This is a genomic window from Endozoicomonas sp. Z74 (genome assembly GCF_057680865.1).
This window is the reverse complement of the sequence record NZ_JBLYZI010000042.1, coordinates 13,617-35,884: the sequence shown is the minus strand read 5'-3', so window position 1 is coordinate 35,884 and position 22,268 is coordinate 13,617. Positions and strand designations below refer to the sequence as shown.

General features: G+C 54.3%; 16 protein-coding genes. 8 read left to right on the top strand and 8 right to left on the bottom strand.

The features are described from left to right. Nucleotides 1-6 precede the first annotated feature (6 nt). The 4 genes from ACNRUY_RS13595 to ACNRUY_RS13580 are packed head-to-tail and all read right to left on the bottom strand — an operon-like array spanning nucleotide 7 to nucleotide 7,440. Complete coding sequence (locus tag ACNRUY_RS13595; protein WP_488112181.1) at nucleotides 7-783, bottom strand: Wadjet anti-phage system protein JetD domain-containing protein; 777 nt, start codon at nucleotides 781-783, stop codon at nucleotides 7-9. Continuing rightward, a complete protein-coding gene (mukB, locus tag ACNRUY_RS13590) occupies nucleotides 780-5,225 on the bottom strand; it encodes a chromosome partition protein MukB (RefSeq protein WP_488112180.1) in 4,446 nt (1,481 codons plus the stop codon). The genes ACNRUY_RS13595 and mukB overlap by 4 nt, the downstream gene beginning before the upstream one ends. Continuing rightward, on the bottom strand, nucleotides 5,222-6,025 hold the full coding sequence (locus tag ACNRUY_RS13585) for a chromosome partition protein MukE (protein WP_488112179.1): 804 nt from the start codon (nucleotides 6,023-6,025) through the stop codon (nucleotides 5,222-5,224). The genes mukB and ACNRUY_RS13585 overlap by 4 nt, the downstream gene beginning before the upstream one ends. Continuing rightward, a complete protein-coding gene (locus ACNRUY_RS13580) occupies nucleotides 6,022-7,440 on the bottom strand; it encodes a hypothetical protein (RefSeq protein ID WP_488112178.1) in 1,419 nt (472 codons plus the stop codon). The genes ACNRUY_RS13585 and ACNRUY_RS13580 overlap by 4 nt, the downstream gene beginning before the upstream one ends. Nucleotides 7,441-7,717: 277 nt before the next feature. Between ACNRUY_RS13580 and ACNRUY_RS13575 the strand changes: the two genes are divergently transcribed. Beyond that, nucleotides 7,718-9,685, top strand: a complete 1,968-nt coding sequence (locus tag ACNRUY_RS13575; protein ID WP_488112177.1) for a GMC family oxidoreductase — start codon at nucleotides 7,718-7,720, stop codon at nucleotides 9,683-9,685. Between the two features lie 115 nt (nucleotides 9,686-9,800). On the opposite strand, the gene ACNRUY_RS13570 is transcribed toward ACNRUY_RS13575, so the two are convergent. Beyond that, nucleotides 9,801-11,438 carry an HAD family acid phosphatase gene (locus ACNRUY_RS13570; RefSeq protein WP_488112176.1) on the bottom strand — a complete coding sequence of 546 codons (1,638 nt, stop codon included), beginning with the start codon at nucleotides 11,436-11,438 and terminating at the stop codon, nucleotides 9,801-9,803. Between the two features lie 118 nt (nucleotides 11,439-11,556). Here ACNRUY_RS13570 and ACNRUY_RS13565 point away from each other — a divergent pair, with 118 nt between their 5' ends. The 4 genes from ACNRUY_RS13565 to ACNRUY_RS13550 all read left to right on the top strand — a co-directional run bounded on the left by ACNRUY_RS13565 (nucleotide 11,557) and on the right by ACNRUY_RS13550 (nucleotide 14,290). Then, nucleotides 11,557-12,294, top strand: coding sequence for an esterase/lipase family protein (locus tag ACNRUY_RS13565; RefSeq protein ID WP_488112175.1), 738 nt, complete (start codon nucleotides 11,557-11,559; stop codon nucleotides 12,292-12,294). Nucleotides 12,295-12,439: 145 nt separating this feature from the next. Beyond that, the gene (locus ACNRUY_RS13560) at nucleotides 12,440-12,778 is read left to right on the top strand and encodes an N-acetyltransferase family protein (protein ID WP_488112174.1); all 339 of its coding nucleotides are present in this window, start codon (nucleotides 12,440-12,442) and stop codon (nucleotides 12,776-12,778) included. A gap of 21 nt (nucleotides 12,779-12,799) precedes the next feature. Next, nucleotides 12,800-13,315 (top strand): lipocalin family protein, encoded by a 516-nt coding sequence (locus ACNRUY_RS13555; RefSeq protein WP_488112173.1) that lies wholly within the window; start codon nucleotides 12,800-12,802, stop codon nucleotides 13,313-13,315. 54 nt (nucleotides 13,316-13,369) lie between these two features. Beyond that, nucleotides 13,370-14,290, top strand: coding sequence for an isocitrate lyase/PEP mutase family protein (locus tag ACNRUY_RS13550; RefSeq protein ID WP_488112172.1), 921 nt, complete (start codon nucleotides 13,370-13,372; stop codon nucleotides 14,288-14,290). Nucleotides 14,291-14,345: 55 nt separating this feature from the next. Here the strand turns inward: ACNRUY_RS13550 and ACNRUY_RS13545 are convergent, their stop codons facing one another. The 3 genes from ACNRUY_RS13545 to ubiG all read right to left on the bottom strand — a co-directional run bounded on the left by ACNRUY_RS13545 (nucleotide 14,346) and on the right by ubiG (nucleotide 16,650). Next, nucleotides 14,346-15,104 (bottom strand): YciK family oxidoreductase, encoded by a 759-nt coding sequence (locus ACNRUY_RS13545; protein WP_488112171.1) that lies wholly within the window; start codon nucleotides 15,102-15,104, stop codon nucleotides 14,346-14,348. A gap of 54 nt (nucleotides 15,105-15,158) precedes the next feature. Then, nucleotides 15,159-15,863, bottom strand: coding sequence for an HAD family hydrolase (locus tag ACNRUY_RS13540; protein WP_488112170.1), 705 nt, complete (start codon nucleotides 15,861-15,863; stop codon nucleotides 15,159-15,161). Between the two features lie 67 nt (nucleotides 15,864-15,930). Beyond that, entirely contained in the window at nucleotides 15,931-16,650 is a 720-nt protein-coding gene (gene ubiG / locus ACNRUY_RS13535) for a bifunctional 2-polyprenyl-6-hydroxyphenol methylase/3-demethylubiquinol 3-O-methyltransferase UbiG (protein WP_488112169.1), read from the bottom strand. Between the two features lie 594 nt (nucleotides 16,651-17,244). On the opposite strand from ubiG, the gene gyrA reads away from it, so the two are divergent. The 3 genes from gyrA to pheA all read left to right on the top strand — a co-directional run bounded on the left by gyrA (nucleotide 17,245) and on the right by pheA (nucleotide 22,255). Further along, nucleotides 17,245-19,857, top strand: a complete 2,613-nt coding sequence (gyrA, locus tag ACNRUY_RS13530) for a DNA gyrase subunit A (protein ID WP_488112168.1) — start codon at nucleotides 17,245-17,247, stop codon at nucleotides 19,855-19,857. A 224-nt stretch (nucleotides 19,858-20,081) separates the two neighbouring features. Further along, the gene (gene serC, locus ACNRUY_RS13525; protein ID WP_488112188.1) at nucleotides 20,082-21,167 is read left to right on the top strand and encodes a 3-phosphoserine/phosphohydroxythreonine transaminase; all 1,086 of its coding nucleotides are present in this window, start codon (nucleotides 20,082-20,084) and stop codon (nucleotides 21,165-21,167) included. Further along, nucleotides 21,167-22,255 carry a prephenate dehydratase gene (gene pheA / locus ACNRUY_RS13520; RefSeq protein WP_488112167.1) on the top strand — a complete coding sequence of 363 codons (1,089 nt, stop codon included), beginning with the start codon at nucleotides 21,167-21,169 and terminating at the stop codon, nucleotides 22,253-22,255. Before serC ends, pheA begins: the two co-directional genes overlap by 1 nt. The last annotated feature ends 13 nt before the right edge of the window (nucleotides 22,256-22,268 follow it).

Below are 22,268 nucleotides of genomic sequence, written 5' to 3'. Positions count from 1 at the left end.
AATGGTTCAGGTACTGTTTTCAATTAAGGCCTGAACCGCCTGATAAAAACGCTTATCCAGAACGATGGGTTCCTGCTCCAGCCATTTTTGGTCTGATTTCAGTTGTTTCAGGAGAGGGGACTGCCTGCTCTGGGCCCGGGTCAGGCTGACCCATAGCTGCTTGACAGGAAGATCAAAAAAACAGCGGTACTCCTGCCACCAGTGTGGAATCAGCAGCTTCACGGATTCCAGGGGTTTTCCCAAAGCCTCGGCCAGGTGGTAGGGAATATCAATGCCTTTCTGGTCCAGGTCCCCAAAATGCGTCCATGGACACTCCCCAATAGAAGAAAACAGCCGCTTAGCCAGCTTCTGGTTATTACCTGGCAAAAAGACGGCGACAATCCCTTCGGGAAGAGGGAAATGCTGCCAGGCGCCTTCATTCTCAATGGTGACAATATGGATCTTTGCGCCATTTGACGTATATTTCAGCGCCTCCAGTTTCTCCAGGGCGTTTTCATTCAGCAGCACTGCACCGGCAAATTCCATTTCTTCACGGCAATGAATCACTCTCCCGCCTCGAAAATGCAGCTGGATATCGGTCCGGGTTCGCAACTGCAGCACGCCGCTGTCGCGGCGTTCAATACCCGGAGGGGGATCAACTTCCTGTTTGGAGTGATTTCCCCAAAGGGCGTTGATAACCCTGCCGTGCATTGTGTCTGGCAGTGGCTCCCGGAGTCGCTCCTGGAAGAAGGCTTCTTTTAAACGGGCCTTTTCTGCAGGGCTTTGTTTACAGTCTGGTGTCATGGCTGGCTTTCCTGGGGCAGCCTTCCTTTCACACCGGAGAAAATGACATGTTCATAGGGTTCCATCAGGCGCACCATTCGATAAGTGATGCCATTTTTGGGCAGTACATTGTCCGGCGCTCCTACCAGCAGCTGCAGTGACTGATGGCCACAGAGCTCTTCCAGGGTTGCCAGCGCCCGGGCATCCAGCCGGGCGGCTTCATCAAGGAACAGGAGTCGGCTGGCGGCGTGTCCCTGGCCATAGCGCTTTTCGGTGGCCACTTCCCAGGAATGAAGTACCATTGTCAGAATTGCCAGCCCGGTACCGATGGCCTCCCCGGTGGAGAGGTTGGTGGGGTTGGCCGGTTCAAAGGTATGATGGCCGGCGCGCTGGATGAGAATGCGCAGTTGAATGTACTCCCGGTAATCCAGCAGCTTCTCTCCGGCAATGACCCCGCCGGTCTCTTTCTTGAACAGGGATTCAAGGGCGGCTTCTACGGTCATATCCGGTTGCTGGAACAGATCGGCGTAAAACTGCTGTTGGAGGGCATCCAATACCCGCTGGTAGCTGTCAATCACGTTCAGTTCGATTTTGATGGCGCGGATGGTGCCAAAAAAGACCGAGGAAAGGGCGCTGTTCAACTGGTGAATCTGCTTTCTTTCCATATTGATCCGCCGCTGGATATTGCGGCCCAGGTTATCGGATTCCGCCAGGAACTGTTTTTCCGCATCTTTCAGCAGGGTTTCCAATCGGGTCAGATGGGCCTCCAGCTGTTCCAGGCTCTGGCGGGGGTCATCGGATTGATAGAGGGTTTTGTCCATGCGCTGGGACAGGTAATGCTGCGACGCCGCAAAACATTGAAACAGGCCGGGAAGATCAGAAAGCGTGCCTTGCTGAACGTTTTGCAACAGCTCGGAACCGGACTCCGATTCCAGGGCTTTTTCCAGGCTGGCCCGGGCTTCTGCCAGACCATTTCTGAGGGTTTCACCGTCATTGTTCAACAGGTGGTGGGTGTGCAGACGCTCTCCCAGACCTGAAGATCTGGCCTGTTCCTGAATAGCCTGATGACTGTCTGTGGCCGAAAGGGCCTTGGGTTCCAGGGTCTTGATATCGGCAATGGTGTCACTGAGTTTCTCTTCGATCTTCTGGCGATCAGCTTCTGCCTCGGTGGCCTCTTTGTTCTGGGCTTTCTCTTCTCTGACCAGATCGGCCTTTTCCACTTTCAGGGCGGTCAGCTGGTGCTGACATTCCTCTTCCAGGCCGGCTTTCCATTCCAGGGGAATATCACTGATCTGTCGCTGACACTCCGACAGTCGTTTTTCGTTTTCCTCTTTCCGGGTGGCCACCGCCGTTATGTTTCTCTCCAGCTGGCTGCACTGCTCCCTTAGCTGGCGGACCTGAATCCCCTGGTTGTGTTTCAGGGTCTTTTTCGTTTCGTGTTCCTGTCGAAGCTGACTCTGGAGATTGCCTTTCTCCTCCTGTCGGGTGACGGATTGTGCAAAGCGCAGGTTCGGAGCCTTGGCGATGGCGTCCCTCAGAAGATCCTTCTGTTCACTCAGCAGGCTCAGGTGTTGCTCCAGGGTCTCCAGTTCCTGGCGCAGTGCGTCCAGATTGTCAACGGGAGGTTGCTGAATAAAAAGACGATGGTCGTTCAGTTGCTGGATGTCTGTTGTGTGTTGCTCCAGCCAATGTCTGGCCCGGGTGGCTTGTTCCAGCTTTTCGGTAATGACCGCCAGGGATTCCCGGTCCGGATCGTCATTCAACAGCCAGGCGCTGGCCTGCCACTGTTGCAGGCACCGCAGGACCCCGGTGAGTTCACTCAGTTGTTCTCTGGCATCCTCCAGAGTTTCCTTCAGTGCTTCCAGCTGCAGCTGGAGAACCTCCTGTTGCTCCGCCAGTGCCTGCACCGGTGGCTCAGGTTGTTCAAGCCATTGACGGTTGGCGGACAGCTGGTCCATCAGCGGCTGAAGTTTGTCCAGCAGGCTGCGGGCCACCGCCAGTTCCTGGCTCTGATCCAGCAGGATCTCTTCCTGTTCCCGGAGCCGTGCCTGTTCTTTTTCCCGGGCAAGGCGGCCAATGGTGGGAAACTCCGGCTCCCGGCTCAGTCGGGCGATTTTTGGGGTGCTGTTTTTAAGAGCACTGTCCTCGAAAAGCATTGTCACCAGAACATTGCCGTCTTCCTGCTGGTCCAGGGGCGCATGGAGGTAGTCGTCTTCGGAAAAGGACTGTCCCGGTTCTCCCGCCAGTAACCAGACATGGTCAGGCCGGTCGCTTTCTTCCCGGATGATGGCTGCGGCCCGGTTAATATCCCGTACCTGCAGGGCATGGCGCAGAGGGCCCACCTTGGCCTCCAGCCAGGCCGCTTCGTCCAGGGAGATATCGTCACTGTCAAAGTAGTCACTGATGACCACGCCACCGGTGAGCTCCGCCAGTTTCTGAAGCTGTTGCAGTTCTGCAGAGGCTTTGACCTCAAGCTGCCTCATTCTCCTGCGCAGGCTGTCCAGCTGTTCATTGAGTCGTACTTCATCCTGAAGGTTCTGTTTCTGTTCCTGGCCCAGTTGCTCCCTCAGCCGGGTAAAATCCTCGCCGCTGGTCAGCTGAATATCTGCTCTCAGTCGTGTGATTTCCTGGCAGACCTGTCGGGTTTCACTCCAGTGCTGATGGTCTTTTCTGGCCTGCTCCAGATCCCGTCGGGTCTGGTCGCGCTCTTTTTCCCCCTGGCTCTGTTGCTGGCGGTTTGACTCGATGGTTTGCTGGCACTGGCTATGGGCGGTTTCTGCACGGTTAAGGCTGGTGTTCCAGCTGGCTTCATCGGTGATGCTGTTGCGCCAGTTTTCAGGCAGCGTCTCCAGGGCCTGGCGAACCTTCGTCAGCTGCTGCTCTTCCTGCTGCCGCTGTTGCTTTTGTTGCTGTAGCAGGGGGTGGGTGGCCGCCAGGGTCTCCTGCTTACGGCCATGGCTGAGCCAGAAGTCAGTACGCTCTGCTGCCTGTTCCAGGCTGATCTGCTGGTCGCCCAGTTGGTCCAGTACCTCCAGGGTGGCGTCAAAGTGGCTGCGAATGTTCTCAGCCTGTTCCAGCCGGGGTTTCTGCTGATAATACTGCCGGGAAGTGCTGTCCTGGAGCTGTTGATGACTGGCCAGAAGGGCATCCAGTCCATCGGCAGGCAGTTCCGGCTGCTGGAAGCTGTCTCGAGCCGCTTCCAGAGCCCGTTGGGCCGCCTGGTAGAGACCGGCTTTGCGGGCCTCTTCGGAATAGGCCTGTTCTACGCTGGTCAGCTGCTCCACCAGGGAGGCGATGTCTTCTTCCAGTCGCTGGAGTTCATCCGCCTGCTGCTGGTGCTGGGCATCCAGCAGCTGCTTCTGTTCCTTCAGTTCTTCCAGTTGTTGTTGGTGGTTGAACTGCTCATCCTTGAGTCGATCCTGTTCGGTATGAAGACGGCCCAGATCACGGGCGCTGTCCAGCCGCTGGCTGGCTTCTTCTTCCCGCCACTCCAGTTCCGATGCTCGGGTCTCCAGAGTTTGCAGCCGGGTCTCTATGGCCGCCAGCTGTTGTCGGCGGGTTTCCAGACGGCTTCTGGCCTGTTGTTCTTCCTGGCGCTTTTCTTTCAGCTGGGCCTGCAGAGTGCCCTGGCGCTTTTCCGACCAGGCCAGCACGTGCTCGCCCAGGGTAAAGCTGGACTCAAGCACTTCTTTAACCAGCTTGCGGTCTTTTCGGGTGTCTTCGATCTGGTTGCGGGTACGACGGGTTTCCTGCAGGGCATTCTGCATGGAGCCAATGGACTGGCGCACCCGGTGGTCCGCAGGCAACAGGTAATCCCGGAGCCCTTTCTGCAGTTCGGAAGAGAGTCCGCCGTAGAGACTGGTTTCCAGCATGCGATAGTAGCGCTGGCGGTCCTGACTGTTTTCCATCCGTCGTGGAACAATGCGCTGGTTAAATTGCCACTCCATGTACTGGGCCGTGGTGTCAAACCGCTTCAATTCCCCCCCCATCAGGGTCACCTGGTTTTTCAGGGCTCTGCCTTCCAGGGGCTCATAGTGCCCGGGTTTTTCCGCAACGGGCTTCATGACCAGGTCACGAACCGGCACCTCCGGGTGGATACCGGTGATGGCAAAGAGTTTCAGCTCCACCCTGGGCTTGCTCAGTTGCTTTAACTGGACTCCGGCAATGACCCGCTCGCCGGTGAAGGCCTCGTAGTCCACCAGGCTGTAGCAGATGCCCGGGCTGATCCGGCCCCAGACGCCGTTGTCACTGCGGTCCTGGCCACTGTCGGAATTGTTGCGCAGTCGCACCAGGCGGTTATCGGGCACCCGGTTGATCAGCAGGGCTCCCATGATGGTGGTTTTTCCGGCGCCATTGTGTCCGATGAGGTTGCTCATCAGGGGGTGCATTTCCAGGGTCTTGAAAAAGACGCCGCGGAAGTTGACCAGGGTGAGGCTGCGGATCCGGGTTCGCTTCTGGCTCATGCTTCCTGTTCTTCCTTATTCAATTGAACGGCTCTGTCGGACTCATCCGGTAAAGCATCATCGGCTAATGGCGCAGGTTCACTTTTCTGAGAAGGGGGCTGCTCCGGGGGGCTTTCAGTCTCAGGCGTTTCATTCTCAGTCGTTTCAGGCTCAAGACTGATAAAGCCATCCTGCACCAGTTTTTCCATGGCGGCATGGGCGGCTTCCGGTGTCGACGTGCTGGTCCGGACCGGCTCAATAAAGCGCATCAAGGGCGCCTGGGTCTGTAACCGGTTGGTCTGGTTTCCTTCCAGGCGCACCATGCCAAGACGGGCCAGTACCCGTATGGAGCGGCGCAGGGTGTCCATGGCCTTTTCCCTGTCTGCCTGGGTCTCGATCCGGGTTCTTTCCAGCAATTTGCAAAAGTGGTCCCTCTCCAGCAACAGGCGCATTCGTTCGTAGACGGCATCGGCGGATATCCAGCCACTGCCTTCCAGTTGCTCCGGGTCCAGGTGGAACAGGGCCAGTACCTGACCGGTGACCATGGTGAGTTCGTCCAGTTTGCTGGACCGGATGAGCTGTCGGCTGCCGGTGCCCGGCCTCAGGTAATAGTATTCTTCCGGCCCATGGACCAGGTCGGCTCCGAACCGCTGGTAGTAGTCACTGAGCAGTGGAAAACTGTCCCGCAGGATATTGAACAGGCGATGATGGCGGGCATCGATATGTTCCCCCCTGCGCAGCCGGGTATCCAGCTCGGGAAAACACTCATCCAGTATCAGGTCGCTCAGATGCGAGTAAGGGGTATCCATGGAATGGCTCATTTGCTGGTCCTTTCGCCTTTACCGGCTATGCCCGGCAAGGTTTGGGCCTGCTGGACAGATTCTGTTGATGGAGTCTCAGGGCTTGTTATTGGCTCAGGGCTGTTTCTGGGGTCAAGGCTAAGATGTTCGGCGTAAAATTCCGGTGCCACCGGGTGCCAGCTCTGTTCAGGAATTTTTGTTCTGAACCGCTGGAAGCCCTGTTCGGTCAGGGCGGAGAACAGCCAGCCTGCCACCATATGCAGTTTTTCCATGGGCCATTCGCTGGCCAGGGAGGCCAGGGCCTGTTCGTAGGAAGGGAGGGTGCCGGTCTGGTTCAACTGTTGTTCCAGCCAGTGGCTGACTTGTGCTTTCAGGGCATCCAGATCCTCCATGGGGGCTGCTTCCCCTTCATCATGGATGACCTGGGCCCGGATCTCCGGAGGTTGGGGCGGCTGGATATCCCTTAACCGCATCAGCCGTTCTTCCCGGGCATAACGGAGATACCAGGTATTGCCCCGGTAGTGCCGGATTCCCTCAAGTACCCGTTCCATAAGGGCTTTGCGTTCATCCATATTGATGAATTGTCGCAGGTACTGGTGGACCCGGTGGTGGAAGTTTTCCCAGTGGGTCATCCGCTCGGCGCTCCAGTGCTCAATGCGGTCCAGGTGCTGTTCCAGGCGCAGTACACAATTGACGGCAGTGACCCGGTTTGCCTGTTCGCTGGAGCGGGAGATGGCTTCCAGCAGCAGACGGACATCATGGCAAGAGGCCAGCAGCAGTTGCTGGAGGTCCTGCAACCGTGACTGGGTGCTGGATAACAGATGTTCGCACTGGCTGATGGTGTTCTGCCAGTCCTGGCGCAGCAGCTCCACCACTTCTTTGCGGGTGTTGACGGCCTCTCTGTCCAGCTGCCTCTGGCGGTGGTCGATGGCGGTGATCAGCTGATTGACCGTGATGTCCAGGGGGGCCTCCACCTGCAGTTTCCAGAAGGGCTCGTTACCGCCGATAGCCGCTGCGTCCCGGATCTCTTTCAGGTGACTGGAGACGGTCATAAACAGAGTACTCAAGGCTTCCCGCGAGGCTTCAAGACCCGTGCAGACGGAGTCCACGATCTGTTCCGACAGGGGGGTGATCAGGTAAGCATGGGCCCGGTGCTCCCCCCCTTCCAGGCAGATCAGCAGGTGTTGTTCAAGCAGTCGGCGGATGGCTTCGTTGCAGCGTCTCTGTCGTGTTTCTTCATGGCTGTCCAGCTGGACGCGATCCACACCCTGAAACACCACGTGAAGTTCTTCTTCACTGAATTCCGGTTGGGATTCGTTCTCTTTCCAGAAGCGCAGGGCTGCGATAAAGGCCAGGTCTGCCGGTTGCAGTTCCAGTTTCAGCCCCTGGGTAAGGATATTGCTTACCAGCGAAGGGATGTGGTTCGTCTCGGGCAATCGGTACTCCGTTTTTTCAGATAAACCCTGGGGTCAGGGGAGGGTATTGTCCAGATAGAACCCCCTCCGGGCTATCCGGTTTTGCCGCGTTCACTGCTTTTCTTTCGCTATGGCATTTGATTATGAAAAAGTCTGCTGCAGGCGTAAAGGTGATGGGGCTTTTTTATTCTGCTGCCTGATGGAGGTGGTACGTAAATTTCTGATAATGCAGAGAAGGCTGGCTGAGACTATTTTGACTGGGGAATTTTATATAGCTCAACAGGCTCTGGAGTTTGCCATGACCGGTTTATACCTTGTGATTTTCAGGAAAGGGCGCTTTTATCAAAGGCTTTTGTCAGCGCTTCTGGTGCTGATGTTGTTGAAGCCCTGTGGGGCAATGGCGGAGAACTTTTTTTCGAGCAAGCCTTTTCTGAATTACTCCTTGCTCCTTGCTGTAGCTGTTGCTGGAGTTGGAATTGGAGTTGGGTTACATCTTGCCTATTATCACCCACCTGCTTCCGTCTATGACGGAGAGGTTTATGATTACATTGTTGTCGGTGCTGGTAGTGCGGGCAGTGTCGTAGCTCGCCGTCTTTCTGAACACGAGGAGGTAAAGGTTTTGCTACTGGAGGCGGGTGGTGATCCCCCTTTAAAAAGCTGGATTCCAGCTGCTGCGCCTACCCTGCAGCGGGGGGAATATGACTGGGGCTATAAAACCGAGTTTCAGGAATTCTCTCATAAAGGGTTTCGTGCGAGTCGCTCTGCCTGGCCAAGAGGAAAAATGCTGGGTGGCAGCTCCGGTATCAACAACATGCTTTACATACGGGGACACAGGGCGGATTTTGCCCGCTGGGCATCCTGCTCCGGTTGTGAGGGGTGGTCCTATGACAAAGTGCTGTCATGGTTTGAGAGTTCAGAAGAGGTACTGGATGATCAATTGCAGCTCAGTTCGTTTCATAGTACCACGGGGGAAATGGCTGTATCCATCCCCGGGAGGGGCAAAGGCATTCCAGAGGCGTTTCTGAATGCCTGTGAGTCCTCATCCTATCAAAAGCTTGAGGATTATAACGGTGAGTACATGACGAATGGGTGTGGTCTTGCCCAGGCTAATATCCGTAATGGATGGCGAGAAAGTACGAAGTCAGCGTTTTTAGACAAAGACGTCGATAACGAAAACCTGAGGATCATCCCCAATGCCCAGGTGAACCGAATTCAATTTTCGGAAGAGAGGACGGGACTTGTCAGGGTGAAGGGCGTTACTTTCAGTCACAATGGCCAGAACTATCAGGCTTTGGCTCGCGAAGAGGTGGTGATTTCTGCCGGTTCGGTCAACTCTCCCAAGTTGCTGATGCTCAGCGGGATTGGGCCGGGTGAACACCTTCGGAGTCATGATATAGAGGTAATTGCTGACTTACCGGTTGGAGAGAATCTTCAGGATCACCTGATGGTACCCATACCCTATGGTGTTAACCACTCAACCTTGTCGGAAAGGGATGACACCGTGCTGAACTATATGCAATATCTCACAGGGCAGGATGACCGTTTTCAGTCCAATGTGGCTGAAGCGCTTGGTTTTTTTAGAGTAGGGGATGATTTGGTGGGGGCAGAATACGAGTCTCCGGATATTATGCTGTATCTTGCGGTGACCAGTGGCACTCCCAAAGATTTTGAAAACTTTAATACCAATCCAAAATTATTGCCCCCTTTAAAGGGGATCAGTAAAGAGGAGGAAGCCCGTGGTATTGTCAGGAACTATGTGTATCTTCTGCCTACCTTGCTTCATCCTGAGTCCCGTGGAAGGGTTCGACTGAACCCCGCGTCCCCCGAAGGGGATCCGGTCATCCTTCCAAATTACTTAAATTCTAAAGCCGATACCGAGAAACTGATCAAGGGAATCAGGGTGATGGAAAGAATAATGACTGCAAAAGCGTGGAAAGACATTGGAGGGACACTGGAAGTCAAACAGGCCAGCCACCGGTGTGATCAGTATGGGGAGAATACTGACCGTTTCTGGCACTGCTTTATCAGGCATTTTGCCATGACCAGTTATGACTCTGTTGGCACCTGCCGGATGGGGGCTGTAGATGATGACCTGTCTGTGGTTGGACCTGACCTTAAGGTAAAGGGTACGGAGAATCTCAGGGTGATTGATGCATCAGTTATGCCCTGGATCACTTCAGGCAGCACCCAGGCTCCCACCATTATGATTGCAGAGTATGGAGCCAGCATGATTCTTAAGAATTATGACAGGAAAAACCGGCGTTAACCCTGTAAGAGGTTCTCTCCCCTTTCCTGAAAACCTGTGAATCCGGTGGTGCAGCCTGGGCAAAAATTCCCTGAAAATGATGAGCTTTGCTTTTTCTTACCGACTCTCTTTCTGCCTATGGCTGTTTCTTTTGTCGGTATTGATTTTTCTCCGGCCAGTCCCTGACCAGGCTCTCCCTTATTTTGGCCAGCTCACTGTCTGTCATCTGGTAAGCATCCTTGTGGGCTGCCCGTGAATAGGTATTCATCATCCAGGTTTTATTGACCGGATTGGGGATAACGAACAGTCGTCGCCCATACTGGGAGTGAGTCAACGTCACTGTTGACTTTTCCCAGGGAGAAAGTCCCTGCTCAACCAGGTCAAAATCCGCCAGCAGGTCTCCTACGTAGAGGACTACCTGGTAGCGGGTATTGTTGATTCGCCCTCCGGTAATGGCCTGACGCTTATATTCTTTGCCGCAGGTTTTGTGTCCGTCTGGACAGAAGGCCTGACGGGTCAGCAGGTGTTCCCGGTCGGCCATGGGAAAACCATGACGGATGAGTTGATTCAGGGTGATCTGTTCTATGTCCCCCTCGTTTCCAGGCACTCCGGAAGAGCGGTCCCTTGATGTAACATAGAACAGGGTGTAGCCCATGCTGGCTGCGGAGCGGGTAAAGGCCAATGCGCCGGGAACGGGCTTTGCGCTTTGATGCTTCTCAAAGAGCTGGCGTTTTTGTTGTGGGCTCCGGCTATGGTCGGTGAGGGCGTCTCCGGTATGGATGGGAAAATATTCCAGAAGGGTGCCATCAATGTCGAGAATAATGGTCCGGTGTTCGAGATTCCGGCTGGCTTCACTACTCAGCCTTTTTACGGCCTGGTTATAGGCCTGAAAGGCAGTGGCCTGAAAATCTGCGGAGGTTTGCAGCCACACATCCGCCAGCAGCAGGTGCCTGCTGTAGTCTGGAGGAGGGGTTTGCCGGTAGATCTCACTGTGGGGGAGTGCATTGATTCTGGCCTTGTGCTTTTCTTCTGGTGACAGATCTCCATAGCCTTCCGCCAGAGCGGCTTCCCAGCTGCCATAGAGGGTATTTGGCAGGAAATACCAGTGGGTGCCGAAATTGCGCTGGTGGCTGAATACCCACTGACTTTTAACCGGGATGTTTCCGGGGGGGACGTCCGCCAGGTCATCCAGCTGATCCCCAAGAATCATCACCGGGTGATAGCCCATGGCTTGAATGTGTTGCCGCTTCTGTTCCTTACTGAGGGTTTTGTTCAGAGCGGGTTGCAGCATCACGAAGTCATCTCCGGTAACTGGAAATCCAAGCTGTTTCAGGTTTTTGACGGTAGCCGGTTTAACGTCATCAAATCGGCCACTGATGTAAAACAGCTCAACTCCCGCACGGCGGGCGGCCTGAAGAAAAGAAACCGCCCCTGGCAGGGCTTCTGCCCGGCCATTCCTCCACCAGTGGCGTGACCGCTCAATACTCCTGTTATCATGGGTTCCTGTGAGGCTGGTGAAGTAGGTAATCCCGGAAATCAATGTGTCATCAATGTCAGTGATAATGGCCGGTTTTTTGCCTTCAGGCACCTGTTTAAGGGCTTGGTCCAGCTGGTCAAGGGCGCCATTGAAGGTTTGGTGCAAGTAGGCTTCATACTCACCGGAAAGCTGCTGCCAGTTGGCGGCAATGACCATTTCATTGTTAAGGTCCTTCTGGTCGAAGGCGGGGGTCTGGCAGGAAACAGCCAGGATCATCATCAGTGGGATAGAACGCATGAGAGTTCGTCTTATTGATTATTGGTTGTGGGCTGGACGGGTTTATAACGGAACAATATAGTTGAGTGGCTGAGGTTTGCCTCACTTTTATGGGCGCTTGCCATTATTGAGTTGAAGCATGAGTAAAATAAAAAGGATCATTCTTTTACTGTTTTTGTCCCCTGCGCTGTTGAAAGCTAATGACTGTGTGGTACTGCTTCATGGATTGGCAAGAAGCAGTGCTTCCATGGACAAAATGACCATCTTCCTTAGAAAAGAAGGGTATCAGGTGGTCAATTTTGATTATCCATCTACCCGGTTTCCTGTAGAGCAATTGGCTGAAGAAGCCATCAGTGCTGCCATTTTGCACTGCCCACCTGGAGGAAAAGTGCATTTTGTCACCCATTCTCTGGGAGGAATTCTTGTGCGCCAGTATTTGAGGGGGCACGCCATTGAGAACCTGGGCCGTGTGGTTATGCTGGGTCCTCCCAACCAGGGCAGTGAGGTGGTTGACCAGCTTCGTGACGTCCCCGGGTTCAAGCTGATCAACGGGCCTGCCGGTATGCAGCTGGGAACGGAAGGCAGGAGTATTCCGAGGCGTTTGGGACCAGCCCGTTTTGAGGTCGGCATTATTGCGGGAACAAAGAGTATTAACTGGATTTTGTCGACGATGCTGCCAGACCCGGACGATGGCAAGGTTTCTGTGGAGAGCACACGGCTGGAAGGCATGGCTGATCATATTACCTTGCCGGTATCACACCCTTTTATAATGAAAGACTCTGAAGCCGTGCGTCAGGTTATTTATTTTCTCAGGCATGGCGCGTTTTACAGAGAAGAGGAGGCGGATACCGGGGATGATAAGCATCAGGGAAGTTGAAAAAGCGGACGCTGGAAGTCGGTTGGAGTTGTTCAGGGGCATCGACAATGAAACAGGGTTCATGCTTTTTGAGCCGGGTGAAAGAACAACGACGGTGGATGAGCAGCAGAAAATTATAGAGAGTTTTAATACTGAACCGAACTGAATGATGTGGGTGGCGGTTGATCAGGATGAGGGTGAGCTGGCCGGTTTCGTTGTTGGGGTTGGTGGAGCTTTATCCAGAAATCGACATGCCATGTACTGTGTAATGGGGGTGAGACAGGTATTTACAGGGCTGGGGATCGGTTTTCAACTGCTCCAGCATCTCGAGCATTGTGCGTCGGCTCAGGGTATTCATCGCCTTGAATTGACGGTGATGGAGCAAAATCAAAGAGCAATTGGCCTTTATAATAAGTGTGGCTTTCAACCGGAAGGGGTTAAGAGAGATGCTTTGAAGGTAAATGACCAGTATGTGAATGAGCTGTATATGTCGAAGCTGATTTGATTTTTCCTTACCGGGGTTTTTATGAAAAAGTGCATTTTATGGGCAGTTCTGTTGATCCTCGGTGGTTGTGTCACGATCCCCGAAGGGGTCAAACCGGTTGATCACTTTGATGTCAAACAATACCTGGGGCAGTGGTATGAAGTTGCGCGACTGGATCACTCATTTGAAAGAGGGCTTCAGGAGGTGACTGCCCAATACTCACTTCGGAGCGATGGCGGTATTGAGGTGGTTAACAGGGGGTATGATCCCGTCAAAGGGAAATGGCAGCAGGCTGAGGGAAAGGCATACCCGGTAAAAAACGACAGCGTTGGTTTTTTTAAAGTCTCCTTTTTTGGTCCTTTTTACGGCTCCTATATTATTTTTGATCTTGATAGCCGCTATCAGCATGCTCTGGTGTCGGGCCCTGATAAGTCCTATTTATGGATTCTGTCCAGAACCCGGAATATGGACTCAGAAACCCTGCAGGTGTTGGTGAATAAGGCCAGAGCAGCCGGTTTCGATACGGAAAAGCTGATCTATGTGAGTCACTCCCGCTGAACTTATGCTATAGCTATTCAGCACTTTAACAAGTCTCCGCATCGGGTGAACGTGATGGGGCTTTGTTATCTGGAACCCTCTGGATTACTTGAGGTGGCTATGCTGACAGATCCTGCCTCCCATCTCCGTGGCTTGCTGGCCAGGCCCGGGCTTCTGAGAATTCCCTGTTGCTATGATGGTCTGACCGCTGCGCTGGTTGAGAAAGCGGGTTTTACTGCCGGCTTTATGAGCGGCTTTTGTGTTTCGGCTGCCCGGCTTGGGCTTCCGGATACCGGTTTGATCAGCTATGGCGAAATGCTGGAGCAGGGTAGAGCGATCTGTGAACGGTCAGGTGTGCCGGTGATTGGGGATGGCGATACCGGTTACGGAAATGCCATGAATGTACAGAGAACCGTTCTGGGTTATGCCCAGGCGGGGTTCGCCGGTATCATGATTGAGGATCAGCTTTCTCCTAAACGCTGCGGCCATACCCGGGGGAAAACCGTTGTTTCCAGGGTTCTGGCCCGGGAGCGAATCAGGGCCGCAGTGGATGCCCGTCAGCAGCTTCGGGATAAAGGGAGTGACATTGTTATTGTGGCCAGGACCGATGCCCGTTTTGAGCATGGGATAGAGGAGGCCATCTGGCGGGCTCAGCGTTTCTCTGAGGAAGGTGCGGATATCCTGTTTATTGAAGCCCCGTTGGACCGGGAAGAGATGCAGCTCCTTTGCCGGGAAGTACCCGGTATGAAAATGGCCAATATGTTGGAACACGGGGATACTCCAGTTCTCATTCCGTCTGAACTGGAAGCGGTTGGCTTTAAGTTGGCGGTGTATCCCCTGATACTGCTGGCCGCTTCCATGGCGGCCATGGTTCAGGCGCTGGAAGCTTTTCAGGCGGGTAAAGCGCCTGAGTCACAAATGGCCTTCCAGCAATTGCAGGAACTGGTGGGTTTCAGAGAGTACGATGCCGGGCTGTCAAGACTGGAAACCCTTTGAGCACAGTGTGACCCTGTACCCAGCACGCTTCTATAACCCCCCTTATTGCCTATCATTATTGTTCATCATTGCTTTTCTGGGCGTGAAAAGCACGACCGCTGACGTTCAGGCTCTCGCTCCCCATCAAATAAAGGTAGACCGGCATAATGTCTTCCGGGGTTGGCAGGCTCTGAGGATCTTCTCCCGGGAAGGCGCCGGCCCGCATTGAGGTTCGGGTGCCTCCCGGGTTGATGGTATTGACTCTGACGCTGCTGACACCGTCCTCTTCATCGGCCAGGATCTGCATCAGGCCTTCTGTGGCGAACTTGGAAACGCTGTAGGCCCCCCAGTGGGCACGGCCTTTATGGCCAACTCCTGAGGAGGTGAAAATAATGGAAGCGGCACCGGACTGGCGCAGAAGGGGCAGCAGCTCCCGGGTCATCATGAAAGGGGCGTTCAGGTTTACCTGGAGAATATCCAGCCAGCTCTGGGTGGGGAATTGGCTGATGGGTTTGAGTTCCCCCAGCAGGCCGGCATTGTGCAACAGGCCATCCAGTTGGCCGAACTCTTTCTCCAGGGTTTCCGCCAGCTGGATATAATCGTTGTCTCCAGCACCTTCCAGATTCATTGGGTAGATGGCAGGCTGAGGCCACTGGTTCACTTCGATCTCATCGTAAACCGCTTCCAGCTTCTCGATGTTTCTGCCTAGCAAAATCACAGTAGCACCATGGCTGGCGTAGGTAAGGGCTGCCGTGCGCCCAATACCGCTGCCTGCTCCAGTGACCAGAATGACCTTTCCATTAAGCAGGTCAGCGGGTGCCTGGTATTGAAACATTGAAGTGCCCTCTTATTGATCGGGTTTGAATAAACTAAGGCTGGAAAATGGGTGTTAGCCAGTGACTTTTGTGGGGATTTTCCAGTTCAGTTGCTGCAGCTGTTGGTGAAGCTCGGTCAGGGTATTTATGTCCAGGTCCGCCTCCCAGTGCCAGGGATTGTCGCCTTCAAGGATGTAACCATAGTGGGCTGCCACCGTCACCATTCCCGCTTTTTTTCCTGCCTGGATATCACGAGGGTGATCGCCAATATAAACGGATTGAGTTGGTGAACAATTGGCTTGCTGGCAGGCCAGTAGCAAAGCCTGGGGGTTGGGTTTGGGGTGCTCTACATCATCCGGGCAAACCAGTGCATGGGTACGTTCCAGAAGACCCGCCTGTTGTATCAAGGCGGTGGCGTAAGCTCTGGGCTTGTTGGTAACGATTCCCCAGGCAATGCCGCGTCTCTCCAGCTCATCAATCAGTGGCAGGGCGCCAGGGTAAGTGGTGGCAGGAGACTCCCGTTCATGGTTGCGAATGTGCTGGTCATAGTAATCGAGGAAATGCTCTCTTTTCTTTTCCAGCTCAGCCCCGGGTTCTAGCTGAAAAGCCATCTGGATCAGGGCTCTGGAGCCAGATGAAACCAGCTTTCGGATGAGGTCTGCATCCATGGCCGGCCGGCCATGCTCTTTGAGCATCTGGTTAATGGTGACTACAAAATCTTCTGCAGTGTCCAGAAGTGTGCCGTCCAGATCGAAAAAAACGCCTTCTATGGCTGGCATAATAATTCTATTGCCTCAAATGCTGTTCTATTGTGCGCTTTCAAAATAGATCCATGGTCAGGATCCGTTATTCCGCCTTTGAGCCATAGATCAGGTAATTAACGTCAATGTCCTTCTGGTTCAACCGGTAAACTTTGGTCAGCGGGTTGTAGGTCATGCCGATCATGTCGTGTACTTCAAGATCTGCGGCCCTCATATCACGGCCAAGTTCACTGGGCTTGATGAATTTACTGTGCTCATGGGTGCCTTTTGGCAGCAGTTTGAGCAGATACTCTGCACCGACAATGGCAAACAGGAAGGATTTGGGGTTTCGGTTGATGGTGGCAAAGAAAACCTGGCCGCCGGGCTTCAGTAACCTGGCACAGGCTTTAATGACGGATGCCGGGTCCGGTACATGCTCCAGCATTTCCAGACAGGTGACTACGTCAAACTCCCCGGGCATTTCCTCTGCCAGCTCTTCGGCGGTAATCTGCCGGTAGTTCACTTCAATCCCGGTTTCCATACTGTGTAAACGGGCTACTGAAAGAGGCGCTTCCCCCATATCAATACCCATGACGTCGGCTCCCCTGCGGGCCATGGATTCGCTGAGAATGCCTCCACCACAGCCAATATCAACCACCTTTTTGCCAGCGAGCCCAACCCTTTCATCGATATAGTTCAGGCGCAGGGGGTTGATTTCATGGAGGGGCCTGAACTCACTTTCCGGGTCCCACCAGCGGCTGGCCAGTTCTTCAAATTTGGCAATTTCATCAGGGTCAACGTTTTGGGCGGAGCGCATCTCGGGCATCGGGTGTTATCCATAAAAGACAGAAGTCCAGTGTTTGCAGAGTGTAACCGGTCTATCCCGGATCATCACTAAGCCGCGCAGATTGGGAGGGTGTCCCATTATCGGGAATTATACCTGGATTAGAGGAAATATTAAGATAACTCTCTGGACTACTCATTTCGCTAATGACGCAGACGAGATGCAATAACCGGGGCTTCCACAGGAGATCAGCATGCCATTCCTGACGGTTATACCTTCTTCAAATGCTTTCAACCATGAAAAGCTATTTCTCCTTATATGAGAATAAAGGGGCTTTTAAAAAAAGCTCTGCATGGGGGCGTGGGTGTTTTTTCAACTCTGTCTGACTCGCGAAGCCCACATAGACTGTGGTATTCTTGACCCTTTACAGGTTTAAGCGCTGAAGGCTGTTCGACTGTTTTCTGAAAGCTTCTGCAAACTGGCCAGGCCTCAGGCTGGCCCTATTAATTGAGATTTTTGCACTGGTTTCTCCTGGCCTGCTCAGGGGTGTCACTGCAACGGTTTCCTGGCCCGTGGATCCGGAAAGGATGCTGACTGTTATCTGTCGGGCGTAAGCAAAAGGATGACTGGGTTTCCATGACTGAAATTGCCAAAGAGATTCTCCCGGTAAATATTGAAGATGAGCTCAAGCAGTCCTATCTGGACTACGCCATGAGTGTCATCGTGGGTCGGGCCCTGCCTGATGTACGCGATGGGTTGAAACCCGTACACCGGCGCGTACTGTTCGCCATGAGCGAGCTGGGCAACGACTGGAACAAACCTTACAAGAAGTCTGCCCGTGTGGTGGGGGATGTCATCGGTAAATACCATCCCCACGGCGACTCTGCGGTTTACGACACCATTGTGCGTATGGCGCAGCCTTTTTCTTTGCGGTACATGCTGGTGGATGGCCAGGGAAACTTTGGTTCCATCGATGGTGACTCCGCCGCGGCCATGCGATACACCGAAATCCGCATGGACAAGATTTCCCACCAGCTGCTGGCGGATCTGGACAAGGAAACCGTTGACTATGTGCCGAACTACGACGGCACGGAACAGATTCCCGCGGTGCTTCCGACCCGTGTTCCCAACCTTCTGGTGAATGGTTCTGCCGGTATCGCGGTGGGTATGGCCACTAATATTCCTCCCCACAACCTGACGGAAGTGGTGAATGGTTGCCTGGCGCTCCTGGAAGATGAGTCCCTTTCGGTGGACGATCTGATGGAGTTTATTCCGGGGCCGGATTTCCCCACGGCGGGTATTATCAATGGTCGTGCCGGTATTCTGCAGGCTTATCGCTCCGGGCGGGGTCGGATCTACATCCGTGCCAGGGCGGACATTGAGCACGATGAGAAGAAGAACAAAAGCACCATTATCATTTCCGAAATTCCCTATCAGCTGAATAAGGCCCGGTTGATTGAGAAAATTGCCGAGCTGGTCAAGGAACGGAAAATTGAAGGCATTTCCGAACTTCGGGATGAGTCGGACAAAGACGGGCTGAGGGTCGTTATTGAGCTTCGCCGGGGGGAAAATGCAGAAGTCGTTCTGAACAACCTCTACGCCCAGACCCAGCTGGAGTCGGTATTCGGCATCAATCTGGTGGCCCTGGTGGATGGGCAGCCCAAAATTCTCAACCTCAAGGAGTTCCTGGAAGCGTTTATCCGCCACCGCCGTGAGGTAGTGACCCGTCGTACCGTATTTGAACTGCGCAAGGCCCGTGAGCGGGGTCATATTCTTGAAGGTCTGGCGGTTGCCCTGTCCAACATTGACCCGGTGATCCAACTGATCAAAGACTCTCCGACGCCTGCAGAAGCCAAGGAAAAGCTGGTGGCGAAGGGGTGGAACCCGGGCCATATGACCGAGATGGCAGAGCGGGCCGGTGCCGATGCCTGCCGACCCGATGATTTGCCGGAAGCTTACGGGCTGCGTGATGGCCTGTATTATCTGTCACCGGCCCAGGCTCAGGCGATCCTTGAGATGCGTCTGCACAGACTGACCGGACTGGAGCATGAAAAACTGCTCAGTGAATACCGGGAGCTGCTGGAAAAGATTGCCGAGCTGATGCTGATCCTTTCCAGTGCCCAACGGTTGAAAGAAGTGATCCACGAAGAGCTCGAAAAAGTCCGGGATGAATTTGGTGATGAGCGTCGTACTGAAATCACCAGTTCCCGCCGCGACCTCACGGTAGAAGACCTGATTGATGAAGAGGACATGGTGGTCACCCTGTCCCACGGTGGTTACGCCAAGACCACTCCGCTGGATACCTATCAGGCCCAGAAGCGCGGTGGCCGGGGTAAGTCGGCGGCTTCCGTGAAAGAGGAAGACTACGTCCAGCATATGCTGGTGGCCAACACCCACACCCAGATTCTGTGTTTCTCCAGCAAGGGCAAGGTCTACTGGTTGAAGGTGTACCAGATTCCCCAGGCAGGCAGGACCTCCCGGGGCAGGCCGGTGGTGAATATCCTGCCTCTGGAAGAGGGGGAAAGAATCACAGCCATGTTGCCGGTGGAAGCGTTCAGCGAAGGCCACTTTGTGTTTATGGCGACCATGAACGGTACGGTCAAGAAGACGCCCCTTGAGCAGTTTTCAAGGCCTCGTTCCAGTGGTCTGATCGCCCTTGGACTGGAAGAGGGGGACACCCTGGTGGGGGCTGAAATTACCACGGGAGACAAACAGGTCATGCTGTTGTCCAACGGTGGTAAGGCCATCCGTTTCGAGGAGACCGATGTTCGGGCCATGGGGCGGACGGCTCGTGGTGTCCGGGGTATAAAGCTTCATGAAGGCCAGCGGGTGATCTCCCTGATTATTCCGGAAGATGATTCCCAGATTCTCACCGCCAGTGAGAAAGGCTATGGCAAGCGCACCGCTGTAGAAGACTTCCGTATTACCGGTCGGGGTGGCCAGGGAGTGATCTCCATGCAATGCACTGAGCGTAATGGTGAAATCGTCGGGGCGGTTCAGGTCAAGGACGGTGAGGAGATCATGCTGATCTCGGATCAGGGCACCCTGGTCAGAACCCGGGTGGATGAGGTGTCGGTGATGAGCCGGAATACCCAGGGAGTGACATTGATTCGGGTCTCCGGCGGTGAAAAACTGGTGGGGGTTGCCCGGGTGGAAGAGCCCGAGGACTTGCCGGGCGAAGTGGCCCAGGAAGCTCCTGGAGAAAGTGACGAGCCGGCTGAGGGGGATCAGGGGCCGGAGGCATCCTGATTTCAACTTGAGCGCCAGCCTTGTGCTGGCGTTTTTGTGTCTGGCTTACGGTTTTAAATTGTCGTAGGCCTGACAGGCTCCTATGATTTGTTAGTCGTTAAATAATCGATAAGAAAATGGGTGAATAACCTGACTTTGTGAAAAAGCGTTCCAAAGAGGGAGAGAAGGTGGAAAAGACGTTTGCTGGTGCTGATGCAGATTCTATCGAGAGCGTTCTGGCCCGGCTGGAAGGGCGGGTGTACAACTTTTCTGCAGGCCCTGCCCCGATTCCCAGAGAGGTGCTCGAGCAGGCTCGGGATGAACTGTTGAGTTGGGGAAAGGTAGGCGCTTCGGTGATGGAAGTGAGTCACCGCGGTAAAGAGTTTATGGCCGTGGCGGAAGAGGCTGAGCAGGACCTGCGGGAGCTCATGGCCATTCCGGATAACTACCGGGTACTGTTTCTCCAGGGAGGGGCCAGGGGGCAGTTTGCGGCGGTGCCCATGAATCTGAAAGGTGAGCGGCTGGTTGCGGACTATGTCAATAGTGGCCACTGGGCCCAGTCAGCCATCAAGGAAGCTCAGCGCTATCTGGATGTCAATATTGTCTCCGATGGCAAGGCTGAGGGCTTCAGTGCCATGCCGGCCCAGGATCAGTGGCGGGTCAGTGAGGATGCCGCCTATCTGCACTACACCCCTAATGAGACCATTGGCGGGCTGGAGTTTTCGTTTATTCCTGACTCCGGTGATGTGCCTCTGGTGGCGGATATGTCCTCCAACATCCTCTCCCGTCCCATTGACGTCAGCCGGTTTGGCGTCATTTATGCCGGAGCCCAGAAAAACATCGGCCCTGCGGGGTTAACGGTGGTGATTGTCCGGGATGACCTGTTGGGTCGTGGTGCGTCTATCTGTCCGGCGGTGCTTGATTACAAGGTTCAGTCTGAAAAAGACTCCATGTATAACACGCCACCCACTTTTGCCTGGTACCTCGCGGGGCTGGTCTTCAAGTGGCTGAAGCGCCAGGGGGGGCTTGAGGCCATGGATCGGATCAATGAGCGCAAGGCTGTCAAACTGTATGGTCAGATTGATGGCTCCGATTTTTACCGTAACCCGGTGGATCCGAAATGGCGCTCACGCATGAATGTTCCGTTTACCCTCGCGAAGCCTGAGCTGGACCCGGTGTTTCTGTCGGAGTCAGAGCAGGCGGGTTTCCGTTATCTGAAAGGACATAAGGCGGCCGGTGGTATGCGGGCCAGTATCTATAATGCAGTACCTGAGCACCATGTGGATGCGCTGGTGGATTTCATGAAAGAATTTGAACGGCGGTACGGATAATGGCAGAAGAAGACAAACTAAAAAAGTTACGGGTTCAGATTGACAGCTTGGACAAGAAAATCCTGCAGTTGATCAGTGATCGTGCCCGCTGTGCCCAGGAGGTTGCGCGGGTGAAAACCGAAGCGGATCCGTCCGCTGTCTTTTACCGGCCGGAGCGTGAGGCCCAGGTGCTGAGAAGCATCATGGCAAAAAACGACGGTCCCCTGAACGATGAGGAAATGGCCCGGCTGTTTCGGGAGATCATGTCGGCCTGTCTGGCCCTTGAGGATCCGGTCCGGGTGGCTTTTCTCGGCCCTGAAGGCACCTTTACCCAGCAGGCCTCTCTTAAGCACTTTGGACACTCTGCTGTCTGTGTGCCCATGGCGGCCATTGATGAGGTTTTCCGGGAAGTGTCTGCAGGTGCCGTGAATTATGGCGTGGTGCCGGTGGAGAACTCTTCTGAAGGGGTTGTTAATCATACCCTGGACAGCTTTATGGACTCCTCCCTGAACATCTGTGGTGAGGTGGTGCTCCGTATTCACCAGCACATGCTGATTTCAGAGAATACCCGTCGTGAGCATATCACCCGGATCTATTCCCATGCCCAGTCCCTGGCACAGTGTCGTAAATGGCTGGATGCCCACTGGCCCATGGCTGAGCGGGTGGCTGTCAGTTCCAATGCCGAGGCGGCCCGGCGGATCAAGGGGGAGTGGAATTCAGCGGCCATTGCCGGTGACATGGCGGCAGAGCTGTATGGACTGGAAAAAATAGCGGAAAAGATTGAAGACCAGCCGGACAATTCAACCCGGTTCCTGATTATTGGCAACCAGCCAATACCGCCCAGTGGCAACGACAAGACCTCTGTGGTGATCAGTATGCGCAATCAGCCCGGGGCGCTCCATGCCATTCTGGAGCCTTTTCATGTCCATAATATTGACCTGACCCGGGTGGAAACCCGTCCTTCCCGTTCCGGGATGTGGAACTATGTCTTTTTTGTGGATTTTGAAGGTCACCGGGAGGACCCGGTGGTGTGCAAGGTTCTGGAAAAACTGGGTGAAAGGGCCAATGATCTCAAGATATTAGGGTCCTACCCTAAAGGTGTGCTTTAATCGCTGCCTGGCT